The organism is Isoptericola sp. AK164 (assembly GCF_029643425.1).
Lineage (GTDB): Bacteria > Actinomycetota > Actinomycetes > Actinomycetales > Cellulomonadaceae > Isoptericola > Isoptericola haloaureus.
Genome location: NZ_CP119106.1, coordinates 3,202,002 through 3,224,319 on the forward strand (window position 1 = coordinate 3,202,002; position 22,318 = coordinate 3,224,319).

Annotated in this window: 12 protein-coding genes; 4 read left to right on the forward strand and 8 right to left on the reverse strand. The window is 71.9% G+C overall.

What is annotated here, in order from left to right:
• The first annotated feature begins 4 nt into the window (after nucleotides 1–4).
• From PO879_RS14715 to PO879_RS14725, 3 genes are all read left to right on the forward strand, one after another.
• Entirely contained in the window at nucleotides 5–3,274 is a 3,270-nt protein-coding gene (locus PO879_RS14715) for a PQQ-dependent sugar dehydrogenase (protein ID WP_278235603.1), read from the forward strand.
• Between the two features lie 125 nt (nucleotides 3,275–3,399).
• Nucleotides 3,400–4,362, forward strand: a complete 963-nt coding sequence (locus tag PO879_RS14720; RefSeq protein WP_278235604.1) for a sugar phosphate isomerase/epimerase — start codon at nucleotides 3,400–3,402, stop codon at nucleotides 4,360–4,362.
• A 195-nt stretch (nucleotides 4,363–4,557) separates the two neighbouring features.
• Complete coding sequence (locus tag PO879_RS14725) at nucleotides 4,558–4,977, forward strand: transferase (RefSeq protein ID WP_278235605.1); 420 nt, start codon at nucleotides 4,558–4,560, stop codon at nucleotides 4,975–4,977.
• Nucleotides 4,978–5,050: 73 nt separating this feature from the next.
• Here PO879_RS14725 and PO879_RS14730 read toward each other — a convergent pair whose 3' ends face one another.
• The 5 genes from PO879_RS14730 to PO879_RS14750 form a co-directional block, all read right to left on the reverse strand.
• Nucleotides 5,051–12,808 carry a DUF5979 domain-containing protein gene (locus PO879_RS14730; RefSeq protein WP_278235606.1) on the reverse strand — a complete coding sequence of 2,586 codons (7,758 nt, stop codon included), beginning with the start codon at nucleotides 12,806–12,808 and terminating at the stop codon, nucleotides 5,051–5,053.
• A 632-nt stretch (nucleotides 12,809–13,440) separates the two neighbouring features.
• Nucleotides 13,441–14,232 carry a glycosyltransferase family 2 protein gene (locus PO879_RS14735; protein ID WP_278237563.1) on the reverse strand — a complete coding sequence of 264 codons (792 nt, stop codon included), beginning with the start codon at nucleotides 14,230–14,232 and terminating at the stop codon, nucleotides 13,441–13,443.
• A gap of 270 nt (nucleotides 14,233–14,502) precedes the next feature.
• Entirely contained in the window at nucleotides 14,503–15,330 is an 828-nt protein-coding gene (locus PO879_RS14740) for a DUF5926 family protein (RefSeq protein ID WP_278235607.1), read from the reverse strand.
• Nucleotides 15,331–15,458: 128 nt separating this feature from the next.
• Nucleotides 15,459–15,986 (reverse strand): cohesin domain-containing protein, encoded by a 528-nt coding sequence (locus tag PO879_RS14745; RefSeq protein ID WP_278235608.1) that lies wholly within the window; start codon nucleotides 15,984–15,986, stop codon nucleotides 15,459–15,461.
• A 44-nt stretch (nucleotides 15,987–16,030) separates the two neighbouring features.
• Complete coding sequence (locus tag PO879_RS14750) at nucleotides 16,031–17,845, reverse strand: amidase family protein (protein ID WP_278235609.1); 1,815 nt, start codon at nucleotides 17,843–17,845, stop codon at nucleotides 16,031–16,033.
• Between the two features lie 161 nt (nucleotides 17,846–18,006).
• On the opposite strand from PO879_RS14750, the gene PO879_RS14755 reads away from it, so the two are divergent.
• Nucleotides 18,007–19,275 (forward strand): CoA transferase, encoded by a 1,269-nt coding sequence (locus PO879_RS14755; protein ID WP_278235610.1) that lies wholly within the window; start codon nucleotides 18,007–18,009, stop codon nucleotides 19,273–19,275.
• Between the two features lie 62 nt (nucleotides 19,276–19,337).
• Here the strand turns inward: PO879_RS14755 and PO879_RS14760 are convergent, their stop codons facing one another.
• From PO879_RS14760 to PO879_RS14770, 3 genes are all read right to left on the reverse strand, one after another.
• Nucleotides 19,338–20,264, reverse strand: a complete 927-nt coding sequence (locus PO879_RS14760) for a Ppx/GppA phosphatase family protein (RefSeq protein WP_278235611.1) — start codon at nucleotides 20,262–20,264, stop codon at nucleotides 19,338–19,340.
• Nucleotides 20,265–20,403: 139 nt separating this feature from the next.
• Nucleotides 20,404–20,784: a PLDc N-terminal domain-containing protein gene (locus PO879_RS14765; RefSeq protein ID WP_278235612.1), complete on the reverse strand. Its 381-nt coding sequence runs from the start codon at nucleotides 20,782–20,784 to the stop codon at nucleotides 20,404–20,406.
• Nucleotides 20,785–20,880: 96 nt separating this feature from the next.
• Nucleotides 20,881–22,278, reverse strand: coding sequence for a glutamyl-tRNA reductase (locus tag PO879_RS14770; RefSeq protein ID WP_278235613.1), 1,398 nt, complete (start codon nucleotides 22,276–22,278; stop codon nucleotides 20,881–20,883).
• Nucleotides 22,279–22,318 lie beyond the last annotated feature (40 nt).

A 22,318-nucleotide genomic window follows, 5' to 3' on the forward strand; every position in this document is an offset into this window, starting at 1 on the left:
GGCGTTGGCACTGCCGATCGCAGCGGCGACGGCGTCGGCCCACGACGGTGTCGACCACGGCTCCGAGGAAGGCGCCGAGGCGGCGCTCGACTGGTCCAACTACGAGAAGATCCTGCTCACCGAGAACACCGGTGAGCCCATCGCCATGGCCGTGATGCCCGACGGGTCGGTGCTGCACACCGCTCGCGACGGCGCGATCCGGCACACCGACCCCAGCACGGGCGTCACCGAGGTGGTCAACACCGTCGACGTCTACGCCAACTCCGAGGACGGCATGCAGGGCATCGCCCTGGCCCCGGACTTCGAGGAGTCCGGCTGGGTGTACCTGTACTACGCGCCCCGCGTCATGGACGTCGAGGGCTACCCCACCACGACGCCGTCCGGCTCGGCCCCCAACTCCCTGCCCGAGGGCGAGGACGAGTCCTACTGGGACCAGTGGAAGGGCTACAACCAGCTGACCCGCGTGCAGTGGGACGCCGAGGCCGGCGCCCTGGACATGAGCACCGAGCAGGACATCCTCGAGGTCGAGGTCCAGCGCGGCCAGTGCTGCCACGTCGGTGGTGACATCGACTTCGACGCCGAGGGCAACGTCTACGTGTCCACCGGCGACAACACGCCGGCCGGTACCCCGGGCTCCAACGGCTTCGCCCCCAACAACAACGCCCCCGGCATGAACCCCGGGTTCGACTCGCGGCGCGGCGCCGGCAACACCAACGACCTGCGCGGCGCGATCCTGCGGATCCACCCCGAGGACGACGGCAGCTACACGATCCCCGAGGGGAACCTGTTCGAGCCGGGCACCGAGGGCACCCGTCCCGAGATCTTCGTGATGGGCCTGCGCAACCCGTTCCGGATCGACGTCGACGACGTCACCGGTGCGGTGAGCTGGGGCGACTACGGTCCCGACTCCGGTGTCGCCAGCGACGAGCGTGGCCCGATGGGCTACGTCGAGTGGCAGAGCACGACGACGCCGCTCAACGGCGGCTGGCCGTACTGCCACGGCCCGAACGCCAACTACAACGAGTGGGACTTCGAGACCGCGACGCCGGGCGACTGGTTCGACTGCGAGGCCGGGGCGGAGAACAACTCCACCTGGAACACGGGCCTCGACGTCCTGCCGCCGGCGACGGCGCCGCAGGTCTACTACGGCGACAACCCGGGCGACCAGCCGTTCGACGAGTTCGTCGAGTTCGACCCGCAGGGCGGCCAGGGCCCGATGGGCGGCCCGACCTTCGCCTTCGACCCGGAGGGTCCCGAGACCCAGTGGCCGGAGTACTGGGACGGCAAGGCGTTCTTCTACGAGTTCTCCCAGGACTACATCGCCGGGCTGACCATCCCGGACCGTGACGGCCCCGTCACGCACGTCGAGCACGTGCTGCCCAACGCGGCGCTGACCGACAACGTGCAGGCCATCACCGACGGCCCGATCGACATGGAGTTCGGTCCCGACGGGTCGCTGTACATCCTCGACTACGGCAACGGCTTCTTCCGGCAGAACCCGGAGGCGGGCCTGTACCGCGTCGACTACGCCGAGGGCAACAAGGCCCCGACCGCGGTCATCGAAGCCGACCCGATCTCGTCCTCCGAGGCGCCGCTGACGGTGACCCTGGACGGCTCGGGCTCGACCGACCCCGAGGGCGAGGAGCTCACCTACGAGTGGGACACCAACGGTGACGGCACGTTCGACGAGACCGGCGTGGAGATCACCACGACCTACTCCGAGCTCGGCCAGTACACCGCTCGCCTGCGGGTCACCGACCCGGCCGGCCGCATCGGCCTCACCTCCGAGCTGATCACGGTCGGCAACGTGGCGCCGACGCTGACCGCCGACTACCCGGCCGACGGCGCGTTCTTCGCCTGGGGCGACGCCGTGCCGTACGCGTTCAGCACCTCGGACCCGGAGGACGGCACCGACACGGTGTGCTCGAACCTGTCCTGGACGCTGGGTCTGGGCCACGACACGCACGCCCACCCCGAGGTGCTCGGCAGCGGTTGCTCCGGCGCCTGGGTCACCCCGGCCGACGCCCCGGAGCACGGCGAGACGGAGAAGCTGTACGCCGTCGTCGTGGCGAACTACACCGACCAGGGCAACGGGGACATCCCGCCGGCCGTGGCCGAGACGTCGCTGCTGCTCAACACCTTCACCCAGGAGGCCGAGCACGCCGACACGTTCTCCGGCGTGGAGGTCGTGAGCGACGACACCGCGGGCGCACTGTCCAAGGTCGTCTCGTTCGACGCCGGTGACCACCTCGCCTGGGACCCGGTGAACTTCGCCGGGATCGACGGCGTCGAGGTGACCGGGGCCGGGACCGGCACGATCGCGCTCCGCTGGGGCGCGGCCGACGCCGAGCCCTTCGCCACCGCCGACCTCGACTCGTCCGGCTGGTCCACCGTGGCCGCGGACGTGACCGCGTTCCCCGAGGGCACCGGCGAGCTCTTCGTCACCTCCACCGGCGGCGTCGAGCTCGACACCCTGGAGTTCCAGGGCGACGGCGTCAGCGACGTCACCCCGCCCGAGGCGAGCCACTCGCTGAACCCGTCCGAGCCGACCGGTGACAACGGCTGGTACACGGGCTCCGTGTCGCTCTCCGTCAACGGGACCGACGACGGCGAGATCGGCGACGCGGAGGTGTCGTACGACGGCGGCGAGACCTGGGACAGCATCCGCCACCCCTGGTTCGGCATCCGTCCGGTCACGCTGTCCGACGACGGCGTGCACGAGGTCCAGTACCGCGTCATCGACACCGGCGGCAACGTCTCCGAGCCCGGCGAGGTGACCGTCTCCATCGACACCACGGCCCCCGAGGTCGCAGTGACCGGTGTGGCCGACGGTGACGAGCTCGGCTCCTCCGAGGTCCTCGACCTCGGCGCCGAGGCCTCGGACGCCACCTCCGGTGTCGCGTCGTGGAGCCTCACGCTCGACGGCGAGGAGATCGAGGCCGGCGAGATCGAGCTGTGGACGCTCGACCTCGGCGACCACGAGGTCGTCGCGACCGCGACCGACGAGGCCGGCAACACGGCCGAGGCGACCGCGAGCTTCACGGTCACCACCTCGGCCGCCGACCTCGCGGCGCACCTCGAGCGCCTCGACGAGGCCGGCGAGCTGTCGACGTCCGAGTCGGCCCGCCTGCACGCCTTCCTCGAGCAGGCCGAGCGGCACGCCGACGCCGGCCGCGACGCCCAGGCGGCGAACGCCCTGCAGCGGTTCGCCGACGCCACCGACGAGGAGGTGCTGATCCGCGACGCCGAGGCGCTCATCGCCCAGCTCGGCTGAGCCGCTCTCCGGAGCACCGGGTGGGGCGGGGCCACCGAGGCCCCGCCCCACCACCCGGGCGGCACCGCAGCCGCCCACCGATCCACCTGTGCAGCACCGATGCTGCCCATCCGAGGAGGAACGCAGTGACTACGCACAAGACCCGTCGCACCATCGCCACCACCGCCGCCGGAGCCCTGCTCGCCACCGGCCTCATGGCCGGCGCACCGGCTGCCGCCGTTCCCGACCACCCGCACGGCGACGACTTCCCCGGCCAGGGCCAGGGTCGGACCGTCCCGGCCGAGAAGATCTCGATCCAGCTGTTCAGCTACCTCGGCTGGACGTTCTCCGAGGGGATCGACACCGTCATCGACGAGCTCGACGAGATCGGCTACCGCAACGTCGAGCCCTTCGGCAGCCCCGGCGGCGGCTTCAGCTCGTACGGCGACTACTCGGCCGCCGAGTTCCGCACCGAGCTGCGCGAGCACGGCATGAAGGCGCCCTCGTCGCACGGCAGCACGAACGAGGCCACGTTCGACACCTCGCTCCAGAACGCCAAGGACCTCGGGCAGCGCTGGACGGGCTCCGGCGGCTGGGCGGCGCCGGGGATCGCGCGCGACGGATCCAGCACCTACGAGGAGGTCGCGGAGACCGCCGCGACCATGAACCGCCTCGGGGAGCGGTCCGTCAAGAACGGCACCGGCAAGATCTTCGGCCACAACCACCAGTGGGAGTTCACGACCCAGATCGCGGACCCCGACACCGGCGAGGTGAAGAGCGCCTGGGAGCACCTGGTCGAGCTCACCGACCCGCGGTACGTGACCTTCCAGCTCGACACCCTCTGGGCCGCCGACGCCGGGTACGACGTCGCCGAGCTGCTCGAGGAGCACGGCGACCGCGTCGAGCTGCTGCACATCAAGGACGGGCTCCTCAACGGCGACGAGCGGGGCATCCCGACCGACGTCGGCGAGGGCGAGCTGGAGTGGGGTCCCATCCTGCGGGCCGCGCACGGCCACGTGAAGCTCTACGTCGTGGAGCGGGACGGCGCCCCGTCCACGCCGGAGTTCGCCGAGGACAGCTTCGACTTCCTCACCAGCTTCCGCTACTGAGCCCCGGCTCGCCCACCGCGGCCCCGGTCGTCCTCGCGACGGCCGGGGCCGCGGTGCATCCACGACGGGCCCGCCGGGCGAACACCGGGTAGACCGTGACGCCCGGCGGGTGGCGTCGAGGGGGTGAAACCAGGAATCCTTGCGCCCGCACAGACGTTGTGCAAAGTGGAACAAGCCCAACAGCCAAGGAGAGTTGTGCGACGCATCCCGAGAAAGGTCGAGATCGAGGACGACGCGGGCAACGTCACGCGGTACGTCCGACACGAGAACGGCCTGGGCTACGTCTCCCCCCACGCGACCGTCCACCCGGAGGCCCGGATCGAAGCCGGCGCCTACGTCGAGGCCGGCGCGCGGGTGGGCGCCGAGGCCCGGGTCGGCCGTTTCAGCTGGATCGACGTCGACGCCGTCGTCGGCACGCGCGCCCGGGTCGGCCAGTGCGTGCACGTCGGACGCCGCACCGTCGTCGCCGACGAGGCCCGCGTGGGCGCCTACGCCCAGCTCGGCGAGGACACCATGGTCGAGGCCGGCGCGGACGTCGAGGCGGACGAGCTCGTCGCCGACCGCACCGTCGTGCGCACGCGGCGCCACCGCCGCGACTTCAGCACCGCCGCCTGACCCGGCCGCGAACGGCCTCGGGTCCCGGGCAGGACGCGCGACCACCGGCGCGCCCCACCCGGTCCCAGTGTGCTCACCACAGACCGCGGCGTCGTGAGACGAGCACTGCGGCTCCGGTGAGCAGCAGCAGGACGGCCGCAGCGACCATCGCCGAGACGTCGCTGCCCGTCTGCGGCAGCGGACCGGGCGGTCCCGGGACGGGCGGCGGGACGTCGAACGTGTTCGTGACCGTCACCGATCCCGGTGCGCCGGCGACGACGGTCACGGCCCCGGCGGCGCCTCCGTCGACGCTCGAGACCTCGCTGGCGGTCGCACCGCCGTCGTCGGTCTCGGTCACGAGGCACTCGGCACCGGCGGGCAGCCCGGCATAGGTGACGGGGTCGCCCGGCGTGAGCTCCCGGACCGCACCTCCGGGGATCTCGATCCCGGCGTCCTGGAACGTGCACTCGACGGTCACCTCGAACGGGCCACCGCCGAGCTGGTCGGCACCAGGACCGGTGACGACCTTGTCCACGACGAGCGACCCGACGTCGAACGTGTTTGTGACCGTGACCTCGGCCGGCCCGGCGTCCGTGGCCGGCACCGCGACCTGCCCGGGCTCGCCCCCCTCGACGGCGGTGGAGATCGTGGTCGCGGCCGCACCGGCCGCGTCGACCTCCGTCACGGTGCACTCGGCACCCACCGGCAGCCCCTCGTAGAGCGCCGGGACGTCCGGGGTCACCGCGCGGGTCGCCCCGCCGGGGACGTCGATCGGTGAGCCCTGGAAGGTGCAGGCCAGCGAGACCTCGAAGGGCGCCGAGACGAACGGTGCCCCGGGACCGTCGACCTCCTTGACGACCTCGATCGCGCCGGCGTCGTAGGTGTTGGTGACGGTGACGACCACCGGGTCCTCCAGCAGGGAGGTCTCGTCGACCGTCACCGTCTCCGGATCGATGCTCACCGCCGTGGCGCCGCCGGTGTCGACCTCGGTGAAGGTGCAGACGGCACCGTCGGGCAGCCCGTAGTAGGCGGCCGCGAAGCCCGGGCCGAACCGGCGGGTCGGACCGCTCGGGATCGGTACGGGGCTGCCGTTCAGCGAACACCCGATCTCCACCTGGTACGGCATCTGGTCGAACGGGATGGCACTGAGGTCGAGCTCGGCGAGGAACTCGGCGAGCTCGGCGAGGTCGATCGGACGCTCCGGCAGCGCCGGCAGCGCCGACAGGTCCGGCATCGACGGCGCGAACTCGGCCGCTTCCCCGTCGACGACCTTCTCCACCAGCAGCGGGCTGAGCTGGAAGGTGTTGGTCACGGTGATCGCCACGGGGTCGTCGCCACCGGTGACGACGACCTCTCCCGGCTCGCCGCCGTCGACCGTGGTGGAGATCTCGACGGTCGTCGCACCGCCGTCCCCGGTCTCGGTGACCAGGCACTCGGAGCCCACGGGCAGCCCCTCGTAGAGGATCGTGTCGCCCGCCTCCAGCGTGCGCGTCGCACCCCCGGGGATCGCAAGCTCGGCGTCCTCGTACGTGCACGCGAGCGTCACCTCGAAGGGTCCTGGCCCGTAGAGCGCGCCGAGCCCCTGCAGCTCCTTGGCGACCTCGATCGCCCCGACGTCGAACGTGTTGGTCACGACGACCTCGACGGGTTCGGAGGCGCCGATGGTCACGGTCTCCGGGACGACGACGGCGCCGGTCGCCCCGGCGTCGTCGGTCTCGGTGACCGTGCACACGGCACCGGCCGGCACGTTCGAGATCTGCGCCTCCAGCGGGCCGGCTCCGCCGAGAGTCACCGTGTCCTCGTAGACGGTCCGGGGTGCGCCCGGCCCGTCCCCGTCGTCGTCGAAGGTGCACAGCACCTCGATCGTGAAGGGCCCTGTGCCGTAGGCGTCCGCGCCGTCGCCGTCGACGACCTTGAGCAGGTCGAGCGACCCGACGTCGAACGTGTTGGTGAGCGTGACGCTGTTGCGCGGGATCTGGACGACGTCGCCGAGGAGGTCGAGGACCGCGCTCGTGCCGTCGTAGGTCTCCGGCTCCTGCAGTCCGTGCTGCACGGTGATCGTCGTGGACGACGCGTTCCCCGTCCCGGTCTCGGTGACGGCGCACTCCGAGCCGACGGGCAGGCCGGTGAACTCCACCGAGTCGCCGTCGCTCAGCTCGAACGTCATCGGGGTGTCCGCGTCGTACCCGTCCGCGTACACGGCCTCCCCGAGGAACGTGCACTCGACGGTGCCGTCGAACGGACCGAACGTGATCGGCTCTCCGTCCTGGTCGACGGCGTCGGAGACGACCTCCTTGTCGACGACGAGGCTCGACAGGTTGTACACGTTGGTGGCCGTGATCGACGCCGGTTCGCTCTGCTCGTCGATCGTCTCGGTGTCCACGGTCACGGTCTGCGGCGTCACGAGCAGCTCGGTCTGGCCGTCGCTGCCGTCCTCGGTGAGCGTGCACTCGGCGCCGTACGGCAGCTCGGGCACGACCGTCGGAGTACCTGGCGTCACGGTGATGGTGATCGGGTCGAGGTCCGCCTCGACCCAGGTGCCGACGGCCGAGGCACACTGCACGGTCAGCTGGAAGGAGTCGGGGGCGTACTGCGCACCCTCGCCGGCGACGATCTTGTTCACCTCGAGGGTGCCCGACGCCGTGGCGACGCCGACCTTGGTGCCCTCGGTGGGCAGCAGGTTCTGTTCGGTGCCGTTCGGCAGCACGACCACACCCGAGGCCGCGGCCGAGTTCCAGGCGATCGACCGGTCTCCGGCCTCGGGAACGGGCGGGGTGGTCGAGGTCGCGTCGAGCGCGATGAACTGGCCCGGCGCGAAGAGCTGATCCTGCGGGAACGTGATGACGTTCTTGATCGCGGTGATCTCCTGCAGGATGCTGACGTCCAGATCGGTGGTCAACGGCGCCCACCCGGCCTCCGGGTCCTGCGGGCACACCGGCTCGTCCACCGGATCGTTGATGTCGTCCATGCAGTAGTCGTCGACGGTGGTGTAGAAGTAGTCGACCGTCGAGCCCTCCGGGGTGTTGACGACCTGCGGGAGCGGGTCGTCGGTGAAGTACGGCCCCCAGGCCGACCCGCGCTCGGAGTTCGCGAACGACCCGGTGTCACCGACGGCCGGGAACCGGTCGTAGACGACGACCTTGTCCATGGGCAGGTTGCCGACGTTGTCCACGCGGATGCGCCAGGTCTCGTCGCCACCCGGCGGGATGATCGGCGTGCACGGGTAGGCGTAGAAGCCGGCGGCGTTCGGCGCGCAGTCCTCCGGTGCCACGTTCCCCGGCTGGTCGGGGTCGACCATGATCCCCAGCGGGTACTCGTCGTCCGTGGACTTGACGAACTTGGACTGGCTGAGCACGGCCGAGGGCACGGTCACCACGTCGGCGCTGGCCTCGCACGCGCCGGTCTCCTCGTTCAGGGTCGTCTCGCACTGGTCCCAGGGGCGGTCACCGGTCACGCCGGCGGTGTTCTCCACGACGGTGTTGGCCGCCAGGGTGACGCGGAACTGTACCTGCACCGTGATGGTGTAGGACTGGCCCACCTCGAGCACGGAGCCCTCGGGGAACGTGAACTCCAGCGACGAGATGTTGCCGGCCCTGTCGACGGTGACGTCGTCGGGATCGGTGGGCAGCGGGCTCCCGTTCGCGGGGTCCGGGGCGGCGCCCTGCAGCGCGTACGAGTAGGGCTCGTCGACGTCCGCGAGCCGGAGCTGGGGCCCGTCGGCGTCCGTCGGCATCGGATCGGTGATCACGGGGTCGACGATCGGCCGGTCTCCCGTGTTGGTCACCGTGATGTTCATCGGCACCACGGCGTCGGGAGGTTCGGTCCCGTCCAGCGAACCGCGGAAGTCCTTGACGATCTCCACGGCGTTGGTGGCGTGCTGGTACAGCATCGACGCCTCGGCCTCGTCGCCGGAGCTGACCGGCACGACGTCCCCGGTGTCGGGGTCGACCACGAGGTCGGCACCGGTCGTCGTGCCCTGGACGGTGTTGCTCGCGACGCCGGGCGCGTCCTCCCCGGGAGCCGACGGGTTCGCCGCCAGGTCCGGCAGCACCTCGCCGCCCGAGCGCAGGTCGTCCCGGCGCAGGATCTGGATCGGCACCGGCTGCGTCGGGGTCGCCGGGTTCTCCCAGACGGACCCGTCGGTCTTGCTGAAGGTGAATCGCAGGCCCTGCACGTCCTCGGGAGTCACGCCGTCGGGCAGGTCGAACGTCGCCGACACGTCGTCGTCGACGACCCAGTCTCCACCGGCGCGGGTCACCGGGTCGGTGGAGCCGGGGTTGCCGGAGAACACCCCGCCGACGAACGCGTCCACCTGCACCTGCTGGATCGGGTCGACCAGCGCGGCACTCGGGTCGAACCCGACGAAGTCGTACTGGTTCCAGAACTGCGGGTCGTCGTCGACGAGCACCATCTCGACGCTGCGCGACGGGCCGAGCGGCTGCCCGGTGAGCGTCATGACCACCGGGTCCTCGGACATGTTCGCGCCGTGGTACGGCTCGACGACCGTGTCCGGGGCGAACGACTTGCCGACCTCGAGGTCGATGGACGCCGTCTGCAGCGTCATGTCGGCGTCGTCGTAGGCCTGCCGGACGTCGTCGTCGGTGCCGCCCGGGTCGTCGATCGTCGCGACCGCCCCGTCCGGCACGGGGTTCTGGGTGACGATCGCTCCCGCGTCGTCGAGCAGGGCCTCCCCCGTGGCGCGGTCCGTCTCCCGGAGCCGCAGCGTGAGGTCCATCGAACCGGTCGCACCAGGTGCGACGAGCCCGTCGTAGGAGACCTCGATGCCGACGACGTCGACCAGGTCCGCCGCCACGAGAGCCTCGGCACCCACCTCGTCGAAGTCCGCCGTGGTGCCGTCGTCATACGTCAGCGTCACCGTGGTGGACGTCGCCCCGTCCGGGGGCGTCAGGTCGATACCGGTCAGGTCGAACACGTCGAACGGCGCTGTGCCGGCAGCCGTCTGGACGTCACCGGAGTCAGGTGCTCCCGGTTCCACCAGCCGGAGCTGGTCGACCTTCGCGTTCGAGGCGTTGGTGCCGGTGATGCTCACCGTGGTCGACGGGTAGAACTGGGCCGGGGTGCCCGGCGGAGGTACCGAGATCGGCCCACCGGTCCACTCCTTGGCGACCGCCACGTTGAGCGGCTGGTCGATGATCAGCACGTCGTCGTCGTCGACGTCGGTGTACTCGTCGCCGTCGAACGTGGCAGTACCGCGCGCCGTGTCGTTGACCAGCCCCGGGTCCGAGGTGTTGTACAGCGTGCCGTTGGTCGACCCCAGCACCGGGGAACCGTCGGAGCGCTTGGTGTCCCGCACCTGGAACGTCAGATCCAGGTGCCGGCCGTCCGCCTGCGTGGAGCGGGCGACACCGTCACCAGCGGCGGGTTCGGTCGGGTCGGCAGGAGTCGCGCTGCGCGACGGGGACTCGGTGTAGACGACGCGCACCGACACCGTGGACTCGACCTCGGCGTCGGTGAGGTCGACCCCGGGCATGCCGCCGTCGCAGGGAGCCGTCGTGGTGCATGTGGAGTTCGTCGCCTGGCCCCAGTCGGAACCGTCGTAGAGCTCGACGCCGACGATCGCGTCGTACTGGATCAGCGGGTCCGCCGCGCCGTCGATCGGCTCGACGCGCACCAGGTCGAAGGCGTCGTAGAAGGAGTCGGCGATCGCGGTGGTCTCCGGGTCGGCGACGTCGGAGACGACCATCGGATCGACGCCGTCGAAACCGTAGGTCGACCACGTGATCTGGGCGGTCACCTCGTCGTCGGAGCGGGCCAGCACGCTGACGGGCTGCTCGCCGAGGAAGTCCTTGGCGATGAAGTTGATGCCCGGCCCCGGGTCCACCGGGTACGGATCGACGGTGTCGCACCCGACGGCCGGGTCCGTGGGGTCCACGGTGCCCGACGAGGCGCTGGACGACCCGCAGTTCTCGATCGGGTCGTCACGGTCCGTGGGGCCCGTGTAGTCGGCGACGAAGTTCGGCTGGAAGCTGGTGCCCGGCGGGAACCCGTCAGCTGTCGAGTCGTAGACGAACTGCACGCCCTGGGCGTCGTCCGGCAGGTCGCAGTTCACCGTGTCGGGTCCTGTGTAGGGGCCGCAGTCCGGGGCCGGGACCCAGTCCGTGCCGTTCCAGTAGTTGACCGTCAGGGTGGAGTCGGCCGGCACGTCGGTGGAGCGGACGGCCGTCGGGGTGAAGTTGTCCGAGAAGTCGTCCGGGGAAGTCGGGTCGATCGGGTCCTGGATGACGACCTGGTCGGCGTTCGCCGTCGAACCGTCCGGCCCGAACGGCAGCAGCTGGGACGGCAGCTGGACGATGACGGACTGGCCCGGCACCGCGGGGAAGGTGGACGGTGAGATGACCTTGTCCGTGCCGGTGGCGAGCCGGTCGGTCAGGGTGACCAGGTCCGCCGAGGCGGAGTCTTCCGCGTTCGGCACCTCGGCGGAGATCTCGTTGGGGTGCGTGACCTCGTCGGCACCCTGGTCAGGGTCGGTGTCCGCGGTGAACGGGACGGTCGCTTCGCCCCCGGCGAGGATGCCCCCGTCGAAGGTGATCGCGAATCCGAGCACCTCGCAGGTCTCGGGCGGGTCGGGGAGCGTGTCGACGGTCGTGGTGGACTCGGTCGGGGTCGAACCGTCGGCACAGGTGAAGGTCACCGTGGCGGAGGCTGCCTCGGCCGGCCACGACACTCCGGCGCCGGCGCCGTCCGTGCCCCACCCGGTGAACGTGATCGCGTCATCGCCCTCGAAGGGGCTCGGGGTGCCGGGTGCGGGTTCGGTGATGGTCAGCGACGGCGTCGAGGTCCCGGTGTTCGTCGCACCGACCGTCACCGTGGTCGGGTCGCCCGCGCTGACCGTCGCGGGGTCGAAGCTCTTGGACGCGGAGACGTCGTTGTTGACCGGAGTGATCTCGTAGGTGTCCTCCGCCGTCGTCGGCTCGGACTGGTCCTCACCGTGGGTGACGAAGGACGAGACGTCGTTGGTGATGATCGTCTGTGTGGTGAGATCCACGACGGCATCGCTCTGCTGGACCTCGACCGGAATCGTGGCGGTCGCCCCGGGTTGGATGTCGCCGCTGAAGGTGTAGCGCACTCCCTGGACCGTGGCGGGGTCGACCGAGTCGTCGAGCGGTTCCCACGAGTCGCCGTCCCAGTACTCCTCGGTGACCGTGTCGGCGTTCGGCGGCATGGTGATGTCCCCGGTGCCCGTGTACTCCAGGTAGGTGAACGGGTTGGGGGTCGCCGACGGGTCGACGGGATCCTGGACGACGAGGGTGTCGACCGGGTCGTTGGAGGTGTTGGTGCTGCCGAGGGTGATCGTCGCCGGCGTGCCGGGTTCGGCGAGCGCACCCTCCGGGTCGATGGACTTGGTGGTCTCGGAGTCCAGGATCAGCGGCACGGTCGGCGTGATGTCGTCGGAGGCCGACGCCTCGTCCGCGTTGTCCGAGTCGACCGTGGCCGTGTTGGTGATCGGCACGCCGTCGGCGCTGTACGGGATGTCCGCGTCGATCTGTGCCGTGACGGCGATCTGCACCTGGCCGCCGTTGGGGACGCTGTCGGCCGTGTAGGTCACGGTGTCGCCGTCGGTGTCGAGACTGCCTCCGACCGCGCTGCCCTGGTTCTGGATCGATGCGTCGACGAGCGTCAGCCCGTCGGGCAGCTCGTCGGTCATGGTGGTGGGGACGCAGGGATCGGAGTTCGGGTCGGAGCAGGAGAAGGAGACGACCCACTGCACCTGGTCGCCGGGTCCGTAGGGCCCCTCGGACACCTCGACCTTCTGGATGCCCCAGGTCGCCGCGGACGCCGTCGTCGCCGGTACCGCCACCAACGGCAGTGCCAGCGCGAGCACTCCGAGCACGGACCAGCCGCGCCGGAACCGACGGTCCGTCCGCCGACTCGCGTGCCGTGTCGTTCCCCCGTCGGCCCGCCCCCGGCGTCCCAGCATCGATGCCCCTCCCACACGTCACTGCTCCCCCCGCAGGCCCGGATGCCCGCAGAGCCAGTTCCGACCGTGCCAGAATCGTGGAGGCTCAGCGCGTCGAAAGTGCCGTTTCCCAGGAGACTTGAGTTGTTTGGGGCACAATGTCCGAACAATCGATGAACTGTCGTAGCGGCATGGACCCCCGCCGGGAACGAGTTCGACCCGATGGCCACGAAGAGCAGTCTGCGCATCGCGAATCCGGTGATCCCGGGTCGAGGACGCCCTGGGTCCAGGCGTCCTCGCGCCCGGAGACCGTGGTGTCGCCGTCCAGGTCCTGCTGAGAAGTGGACGCACAGCGAGGCCCCGCCGAGCGTGGCGACACGCGCTGACCTGCGTCGATGCCCCGTGGGGCCACGACGGTGTCGCCCTGCGCACAGCGCGAGGAATTGGTGCAGAACACCTCATGACAGGACGAAGCCACACGCCCGGATCACGAAGTGATCACGGCGCGAAGAAATGGCGGAACTCGACCGGCCCGGCGGGCCGGACGGCCACGCCGGCAGAGAGTGTCAGCGTCTGGCTCCCGACCGGCCCGCTCGTCCGATCCTGTCGACGGCCCGCCGCACCTGCCGCGCACCGACCGCCGCCATGACGTCGCGGTACTGGCCGGCTCGATGGAGCTGACCGGCCAGGTCGTTCGTCGACGGCCGGTGGCGCAGGTCGCACGGCACCTCGACGGCGACATAGCCGGCGCGCAGCAGGTCGATCGTCATCCCGGTCTCGACACCCCACCCTCGGGCCAGCGGGGTCGCGGCCTCGAAGGCCTCCCGCGTCAGGCACCGCATGCCGGACAGCGGCTGCGTCGGGCTCCATCCGGTCATCCGGTGGATGGCGCGCCGCGCCGCGCCGACGACGATGCCGCGACCGCCGGCACCCTTCTGCTGCGGCAGGAGCGCGATCGCCAGGTCGGCGACACCTGCCCGGACCGGGGAGACCAGTGGCGCGGTGTTGACCGCGGTATCACCGAGATCGCCGTCGACGAAAAGGAGGAGCCGGGGGGCGCGCCCGTCCGCGTCGCGCATCGCCACCACGGCCGCACCGGTCTCCATCGCGGCCGCCTTGCCCCGGTTGTGCGAATGACGCACGACGACGGCGCCCGCCTCGCGGGCGACGTGCTGGGTGTCGTCCTCGGACCCGTCGTCGACCACGAGCACGAGGTCCACGTGCGGGATCGCCCGCGCGGAACGCACGGTCGCGGCGATGCGCTCCTCCTCGTCCTTCGCCGGCACGATCACGGCGACACGCTGCGTGCTGCGACCGTCCCGCGTGGTGGGCGGTCGAGGCGTCTTCGCCACGGGCATGCTCGGACGTCGGCCCGACGAGCGCTGCGGGACACCGCGCACGCCTCCGTCGGGCACGACGTCGTCGCCGGTCCTCGTTCCCCCCTGGTCCGCGTTCACAGCTCCCTGCCTCGTGCGGTGGTCACGACCGTGGTCGTCGATCGTCCCGGTCCGTCGGACCGGGAAACGGAAGTGCAAAGAACTTCCCTCAGGATCCTACTCCCACGGTAGAGGCTTCGTGGGCAGGTCGAGCGGTCCGGCGGGGCGGAGCGGGTGAAAAATCTGTGCGGGTCAGCGCAACGTCACCTGACGCGACACGATCCCGGCGCGAGCGCGGCGCTGGGTGGCGTCGAGCGGCTCGTCCACGGCGAGCGCCGCCTCGAACCGGCTCGACAGATCCTGCATCGGCTCGGCGAGCTCGTCGGCCTCCGTGCCGCGGGGCAGCTCCCACACCGGCACCACGAGACCGCAGGCGCGGAACATGCCCAGGAACTTGCCACCGGCCAGACCCGAGTCGCGCTTCGCGTGCATGCGGGCGATCGCGTCGACGACGCGGTCCTCGTCCTCCGTACGGGCCCAGCGCACGAACTCTCGGCTCATGCGGCACCAGTAGGCGGCCTCGACACCCTCGACCTTGACGGTCGGCACCGACTGGTCGGCGGCCTCGTCCAGACCCGCCTTGATCTCGTCGGTCATCTCGGCGTCGGAGTCGATCCAGTACTCGTAGCCGTCGTGGACGGTCACCTCGAAGGACACCGAGTCGTCCAGCACGTCCTGCAGGCGCGGACCGTCGGGGTCCACCTCGAGGTGCTCGGGGAGGACGCCGGTTCCCGGCTCGCCCTCGAGGGCGGCCAGCAGGGCGGCGGCCAGGTCCCGGCTGAGGTCGTCGGAGTTGAGGATCCCCTGCACGCCGAGCAGCACCGTGCCGTCCTCGCGGTGCATCGCGGCCCATCCACCGGGCAGCACCGTGGCGACGACGACGTCCTTGCTCCCGTGCTCGGCCGTGGTGCGGGCGGGCGCGGTCGCCGAGGGGACGATCTCCCGCATCGAGACCCAGTCGGCCTCCCCCGGGAGACCCTCGAACGGACGCAGCACGAATTCAGTGGTGGACTTGGCCATACGTCGCATCCTAACGGCCCCCGCTCGTCGGTCGCCGCGCCCGCCCGGCAGGCATCCGGCGAGTCGGAGTCCGGCGCCGGGCCGCACGCGGAGGGCCGGGCGCGCACGGCGCCCGGCCCTCGACGGTCTCAGCCGCGACCGCGTCCTGGCGTGCTGACGGTCAACGTCGCCACGCCGGCGTCGTCGACGGTGGCGGTGTCCCGGTCCGTGCTCACGGTGACGACCGAGGCCAGGTCGATCTCGGCCTCGCCCGGCCCGTGGGTCCGGAAGGTCATCGTGGCCAGGTCGATGTCGCCGGACGCCGCCGGAGACGTCCCGAGCTTCGTGTGCACGACCTCGAGCGACCCCTTTGACACGGACTCGTTCGTGAAGCCCGAGATCTCCGTGGTGGCCGACCCCTTCACGTAGGTGAGGTCGCGGCGGTCGTACTCGAGCGTCAGCTCGTAGGCGTACAGGTCCACGGCGTCGGACGCCGTGACGGTCACCTCGACGGTCTCGCCGGGGCCCGGCGCGACGTCCGAGACCTCCACGGCGAACGACGTCTCGGCGTCGTCCGCCGTGGCCACGGCGGCGCCGCCGGCGCACAGGGCGAGGCCGAGGACTCCGGCCCCTGCCAGGAGACGGGTCCTGCCGACCCGCGCGGGCGTTGTGGTCATGGTCCGGTCCTTCCGAAGGCGGGTGGTCGTGGTGGTCGCGCGGCTCACGGGGCGATCTCCCCGTACAGGGCGGGAGCCGTCCGCGCGCCAGTGGCCTGCTCGAAGGAGTAGGTCAGGCCCAGCAGGGAGCCCTCGTCGAAGTCGCGGCCGAGGAACTCGAGGTTGACGCCGGCGCCGTCGATGGTGCCGTCGGCGGGGATCGCCTGCCCCATGGGGACGGTGACGGACGGCATGCCGGTGTTCGGGCTCAGGCGCAGGTTGCGGCCCTGGGTGCGGTAGGGATTCCCCGACGGGTAGACCAGGGCGTCGAGCTCGGCCTCGTCGAGCATGCCGGTCACGAGCTCCTTGCCCATCGCGAGCAGCTGGGTGTGCGAACCGTCCGGGCCGGCCCACGCCTCGTACTCCTCCTCGGTGACCGCCGCACGACGCTCGTAGGTCCGCTGCCTGCTGGTGACGAACCGCCCGGTGTCGACGATCTCCGGCAGGGTGCGTGCCTCGACCTCCGGAGCGAGGTACGCCTCGACGTACTCGGCGAGGTCGTGCCGGAACTCCGGCGTGCTGCCGGAGCCCTCGGCGAGCACCGTGGCGAAGGCCTCGGGCGCCTCGATCTCCACGACCTCGGCCCCGAGGGACTCGAAGGTCTCGACGGCCTCCGCCCAGAGGCGGGTGGTCGTCGCGTTGCTCCCGAGCATCGAGGGCACGTAGCCGATGCGGGCGCCGTCGAGAGCGTCGGCGTCGAGGTAGGCGGTGTAGGACTCGGGGACCAGTCCCTCCTGCCGTGCGGTGACCGGGTCGTTCTCGTCCACGCCCACCACGGCGTCCAACGCCACGGCGGCATCGGTGACGGAGCGGGTCATCGGGCCGCCGGTGTCCTGGCTGAGCGCCAGCGGCACGATCCCGTCGCGGCTCGCGAGACCGACGGTCGGTCGCACGCCCACGAGCTGGTTGTACGAGGACGGCACGCGGATCGAGCCGCCGGTGTCGGTCCCGAAGCCGATCCCGGCCAGGTTCGCCGCGATGGCCGCGCCCGTGCCGCCGCTGGAGCCGCCGGCGGTCCGGGAGGTGTCGTACGGGCTGGCGACGTACGTGGTCTCGCCGGCCGCCTGGTACGAGGTGAACTGCGAGGAGAAGCCGTAGGCGAACTCGTCGAGGCTGGCCTTGGCCATGACGACCGCGCCGGCGTCCCGCAGCCCGGCGACCATGGTCGCGTCGTCGGTGGTGAGGTTGTCGTCCCAGCAGCCGCAACCGGCGGTGGTCGGCATGTCGACGGTGTTGTAGTTGTCCTTCACCGCGACCGGGACGCCGAGCAGCATGCTCGTCATGCCGGTCGCGGCACGCTCGGCGTCCGCCTCCGCGGCCCTGTCGAGGGCCAGATCGCTGGTGGAGATGATCGACGCCAGGGGACGCCCGTCCTCGGCCGGGTCCACCAGGGTGCGGTCGTAGGCGTCGATACGATCGAGATAGTCCTGGGTGATCTCCACCGAGGTCGTCACACCGGCGTTCATCGCGGCCTGCATGTCGACGACGGAGGCCTCGACGAGGTCGAACGGGCCGTCGTCGTAGACCATGCGCTGGGAGAGGTCCGCCAGGTCGGCGACAGTGATCTCGCCGTCGCCGTCGGTGTCGGCGACGGCGACTTCGTGCCAGCCCTTCGACCTGGTGCCGGTGCCGAGCGCGTCGGCCAGCACCTCGAGGTCGGCGGTGGTGACCTGCCGGTCACCGGTGAGGTCGAGCTCGCTGTAGTAGGGGGCCAGGAACGCGGCGTCGGGCTGGTCGGCAGCTGCCGCGGGCGCGGCACCGACGGCCACGGCGGCCGTTCCGGCGAGGGTCGCGGCAGCTCCTGTCGCCACGACACGCATGCAGGGAATCCTCACGGACGTACTCCTCCGGTCGGGTGGGGCCGTGCTCGTGCGCGGCCTGGCACGACGCTAGGACGACGAGGTTTCCGGCCACGGCACGAATCGTTTCGATCACTTTTCGTCTTCTCCCCGACGCACCCGATCCGCCGTAGCGTCGCCCCATGAGCTGGCTCGCCGCGACCCTGCCGGTCGCAGACCTCGCCACCCACGCGCTCGAGGAGCTGCGCAGGGCTGCCCGCCGCGCGGGAGCGACCGGCCCCCTCGTGGACGCCTCGCTCGACCCGTCCCGCGTCGCCGCCTCGTTCGGATCCGACCGCCTGCTGCGGATCGACGACGCACCGGTCGCCGGGTTCGCCCCGCACTCCGGGTTCTTCCCCACCGCCGACGGCTGGGTCCGCACCCACGCGAACTACCCCCACCACCGCACCCGGCTGCTGGGACTGCTCGACCTGCCCGACGACGCCACCCGCGACCAGCTGGCCGGTCGGCTCGCGACGGCCGCGGCCTGCACGGTCGAGGACGACGCCGCGGCGGCCGGCGCGATCGCGGTGCGGGTCCGCACGGAGGCCGAGTGGCGCGCGTCCGCACCGGGCCGGGCCGCCGCCGTCGGCCCGCTGGTCCGCACCGCCGTCCGTCCAGCCGCGGACGAGCCGGTGGCCGCCGCTGACACCCCCGGGCGCGGCGCACCGGAGGTCACCGGACCGACACCGCTCGCCGGGGTCCGGGTGCTGGACCTGACCCGCGTCGTCGCCGGCCCGGTCGGCACCCGCACCCTCGCGCTGCTCGGCGCGGACGTGCTGCGCGTCGACCCCCCGGAACCCGCCGAGATCGCCGCGCAGCACCTCGACACCGGCCAGGGCAAACGATCCACGCTGCTCGACCTGGGCGGACGCGACGGCCGGGCCCGCGCCCAGGAGCTCCTCGACACGGCCGACGTGCTCGTCACCGGATACCGGCCCGGCGCCGTGGAGGCGCACGGGCTGGTGGTGCCGCCCCGCACCGTGCACGCCCGGGTCTCGGCCTGGGGCACCGCCGGCCCGTGGGGGACGCGGCGCGGGTTCGACTCCATCGTCCAGGCGGCGTGCGGCATCGCGATGATCGAGGCGCCCGACGGCGGCCCGCCGGGAGCCCTGCCGGCCCAGGCCCTCGACCACGCCACGGGCTACCTGCTGGCCGCCGGGGTGCTGGACGCGCTCACCGACAGGACGCGCGACGGCCGCGGACGCGAGGTCTCGGTGTCCCTGGCCCGGACGGCGACCTGGCTGCTGGACGCCCCCGGGCGCGACGCGGACCATCCGCCCGCCGCGGTGCCGCCGTCGTCGGCCACCGTCGCCCACGGGCGTGTGACGACGGCGCGTCCGGCGCTCCCCGTGGCCGACTACCCCACGCCGGCCCGCCCCTGGGGCACCTCCCCGCCGTTGTGGGCGTGAAATGTGCGGCCTCGGACCGGTCCGGGGCCGCACATTTCACGCCCACAACGGCGGAGGTGGGGTCAGAGCCGGTCGAGCCGCTGCAGGATCGCCCCCTCGCGCAGCGCCCACGGACAGATCTCGACCTCGTCGACACCGAGCGCACGCATCGTCTCCTCCGCGACGACCGCCCCGGCGACCACCTGCGTGGCCCGGCCCGGCCCGATCCCCGGCAGCACCGTGCGGTCGGCCGAGGACAGCTTCGCCAGCCGCGGCTCCCAGTCGGCCAGGTGCTCCTGCCGCATCCGCCACCGGTCCCCCGTCCCCATGACCTGTCGAGGCATGCCCGCCAGACGCGCGAGCGACCGGAACGTCTTCGACGTCGCCACCGCATGGTCCGGACCCGGCGCCTTCGTCACGGGTCGGACGGCGTCGCGCAGCACGCGGCGCGCATGCTTGCGCAGCCGCTCGACGTCCTTCGGGCTCGGCGGGTCCGAAGCCGCCAGGAACTCGCGTGTCATCCGTCCCGCACCCAGAGGGACCGAGAGGGCCACGTCGGGCGACTCGTCCACCCCCGTGGCGATCTCCAACGAACCGCCGCCGATGTCCAGCAGCAGCAACCGGCCCGCACCCCAGCCGTACCAGCGGCGCGCCGCCAGGAACGTCAGGCGCGCCTCCTCGTCACCCTCCAGGACCTCGATCGGCACGCCGATGCGCTCGGAGAGGTCCTCGATGAGCTCCGGGCCGTTGGTGGCCTCCCGCAGCGCCGACGTGGCCAGGGCCATCGTGCCCTCGATCCCGTGCTCGCGGCCGACCCCGGCGGCCTCGCCGACCGCCTCCTGCAGCGCCGCGACGCCGTCGGGAGAGAGGCACCCGTCCGGCTGCAGGTAGCGCATGAGCCGCACGGTGGTCTTGTGGCTCGCCTGCGGGACGGGCCGCGCGCCGTGGCGTGCCTCCATCACCAGCAGGTGGACGGTGTTGGAACCGATGTCGATGACGCCGAGACGCATGAGCGAAACCTCCCTGCCGACGCGAACGCGCCCGGGGAGAGTCCGGTGCGCGATCGCGTTCACGGGCGCTGCGCGCCCTCCACTTCGGGGATGACGATCACGCGCCGGACTCTCCCCGGGCGCGTCAGACCTGCTCAGGTCAGGAGAGGGCCTTGGCCTTGATCGACTCGAACTCCTGGGGCGTGATGGTGCCCTCGTCGAGCAGCTTCTTGGCCGAGGCGATCTGGTCCGCCGGCGCCGGCTGGGTGGCCACCGAGCGGATGTAGTCGTCGGTCGCCGCCTTGGACTCCTTCACGGCCGCGAGGTTGCGCTCGGCCATGCCGCGACCGCGCGCGATGAGGTAGACCAGCGCGGTCACCAGAGGGATGAAGATGAGGAAGACGACCCAGACCGCCTTCCACCACCCGCTGAGGGTGTGGTCCCGGAAGAGGTCGGTCAAGATCTGGAACAGGACGATGAGATACGCCATGAACAGGAAGATCCAGAGCAGGAACCAGATGTAGTCCCAGAAGCTGTCCATCGGTGGTGCGTCCTTCCACGAGTTCGTTCGTCGGCCGGTCGACCGGCCTCGGGACGGAGACTAGCGGAGGTCGCCCACTCTCGCCCGACAAGAACGCTATGCGCGTGAGGCCGGTGTTGCCCGAGACGTCCGGAGCGTCTGCTCCGCGCCCTCGACGACCGCCGCCTCCGCGGCACGCGCCTCGGCCAGCGCGGCGGCCCGCACGGCCACGATCCGGTCGTGCAGCGCGGTGTGCACCCGACGGCGCACCGACCGCGCGATGCGCTCGACGTCGGCCTCGGTCGGCCGCTGGCCCCGGGGCGCCAGCTCGTCCGCCAGACGGGCGGTCTCGTGGGCGACCTCGCGGTCGACCTGCTGCTCGGCGTCGTCGAAGAGCTCCACGACGGCGGCGTCGGCCGCGCGGCCCAGCCGCGTCTCCTCGAACCGGACGGCGGCGTCGTCCACCAGGCCGTGGGCCCGCTCCAGCTCCGCGTGGTCCGTGGCCGGAGCGTGCGCCTTGAGGGTCGACAGGTCGTACAGCAGCACGCCCTCGACGTCGGCGACCCGGGGGTCGACGTCCCGGTGCAGGGCGAGGTCCAGGATGACCAGCGCCGGGGGCTCCGGCGCGTCCTCGGCCCGGGCGGCGGCGCGCTCCCGGGCGCGGGCCACGGCCGCCGCGTCCAGGACGTAGGCCAGCGAGGCCTCCGCCCCGGCGGCACCCGGAGCGCCCGGGGCACGCCCCCGTGCACCCGAGCACGACACGACGACGTCGACGTCCTCGAGCGCCTCGACGAGCTCCTCGAGCCCGGTGCCGACGGCCTGGACGTCGTGCGACGCGGCGAAGTCGGCGGCCCGGCCGGAGCGGGAGTAGACGCGCACGTCGGTGCAGCCGCGGGCCCGCAGGGCCGCGACGGAGGCGCCGGCGTAGGCGCCCGTGCCGATGATGACGGCCCGCGCGGCCGGATAGGGCGGCAGGGTCTCCCCCGCGAGGTCGAGACCGAGCGCGACCAGCGAGCGCCCGACCCCGCCGAGCGTGGTGTGGTGCCCCACCCGCTTGGAGGTGCGCGACGCCGTCTGGAACAGCAGCTCGAGGGTCTTGGAGGTGGTGTCGTCCTCGCGCGCCGTGACCAGGGAGCGCTTCACCTGCCCGGCGATCTCCCGCTCCCCGACGACCATCGAGTCCAGCCCGGCGGCGACGCCGAACAGGTGCTGGGCGACCTCGGAGCCGGTGCGCACGGTGAAGGAGTCCGCGGCGGTGGCCGTCGTGACGCCCGAGGAGGCGGCGACGAGGTCGGCCACGTGCCGCGTGGCGTGCCGGACGGCGTCGCCGTCCAGGGGCGCGTCGACGTCGAGGTACAGCTCGAAGCGGTTGCACGTGGAGATCACCACGGCGCCCTGGACCGGCCGGCACGTGCCCACGACCTCACGGCCCACGGAGTGCGAGCCGGACGACAGGCGCTCGAGCGCGTCCAGGTCCAGCTCGCGGTGGGAGGCGGTGAGGGAGAGGAGAACCACAGTGGCTCCACTTTAAGTTCACCCCGGCGTGGGGGCAGAA

Coding starts and splice junctions, on each gene's coding strand:
- PO879_RS14760 (WP_278235611.1), bottom strand. CDS start 20,264: ATGCGTCTCGGCGTCATCGACATCGGTTCCAACACCGTCCACCTGCTG.
- PO879_RS14755 (WP_278235610.1), top strand. CDS start 18,007: ATGAGCTGGCTCGCCGCGACCCTGCCGGTCGCAGACCTCGCCACCCAC.
- PO879_RS14740 (WP_278235607.1), bottom strand. CDS start 15,330: ATGGCCAAGTCCACCACTGAATTCGTGCTGCGTCCGTTCGAGGGTCTC.
- PO879_RS14745 (WP_278235608.1), bottom strand. CDS start 15,986: ATGACCACAACGCCCGCGCGGGTCGGCAGGACCCGTCTCCTGGCAGGG.
- PO879_RS14765 (WP_278235612.1), bottom strand. CDS start 20,784: ATGGACAGCTTCTGGGACTACATCTGGTTCCTGCTCTGGATCTTCCTG.
- PO879_RS14735 (WP_278237563.1), bottom strand. CDS start 14,232: ATGCCCGTGGCGAAGACGCCTCGACCGCCCACCACGCGGGACGGTCGC.
- PO879_RS14750 (WP_278235609.1), bottom strand. CDS start 17,845: ATGCGTGTCGTGGCGACAGGAGCTGCCGCGACCCTCGCCGGAACGGCC.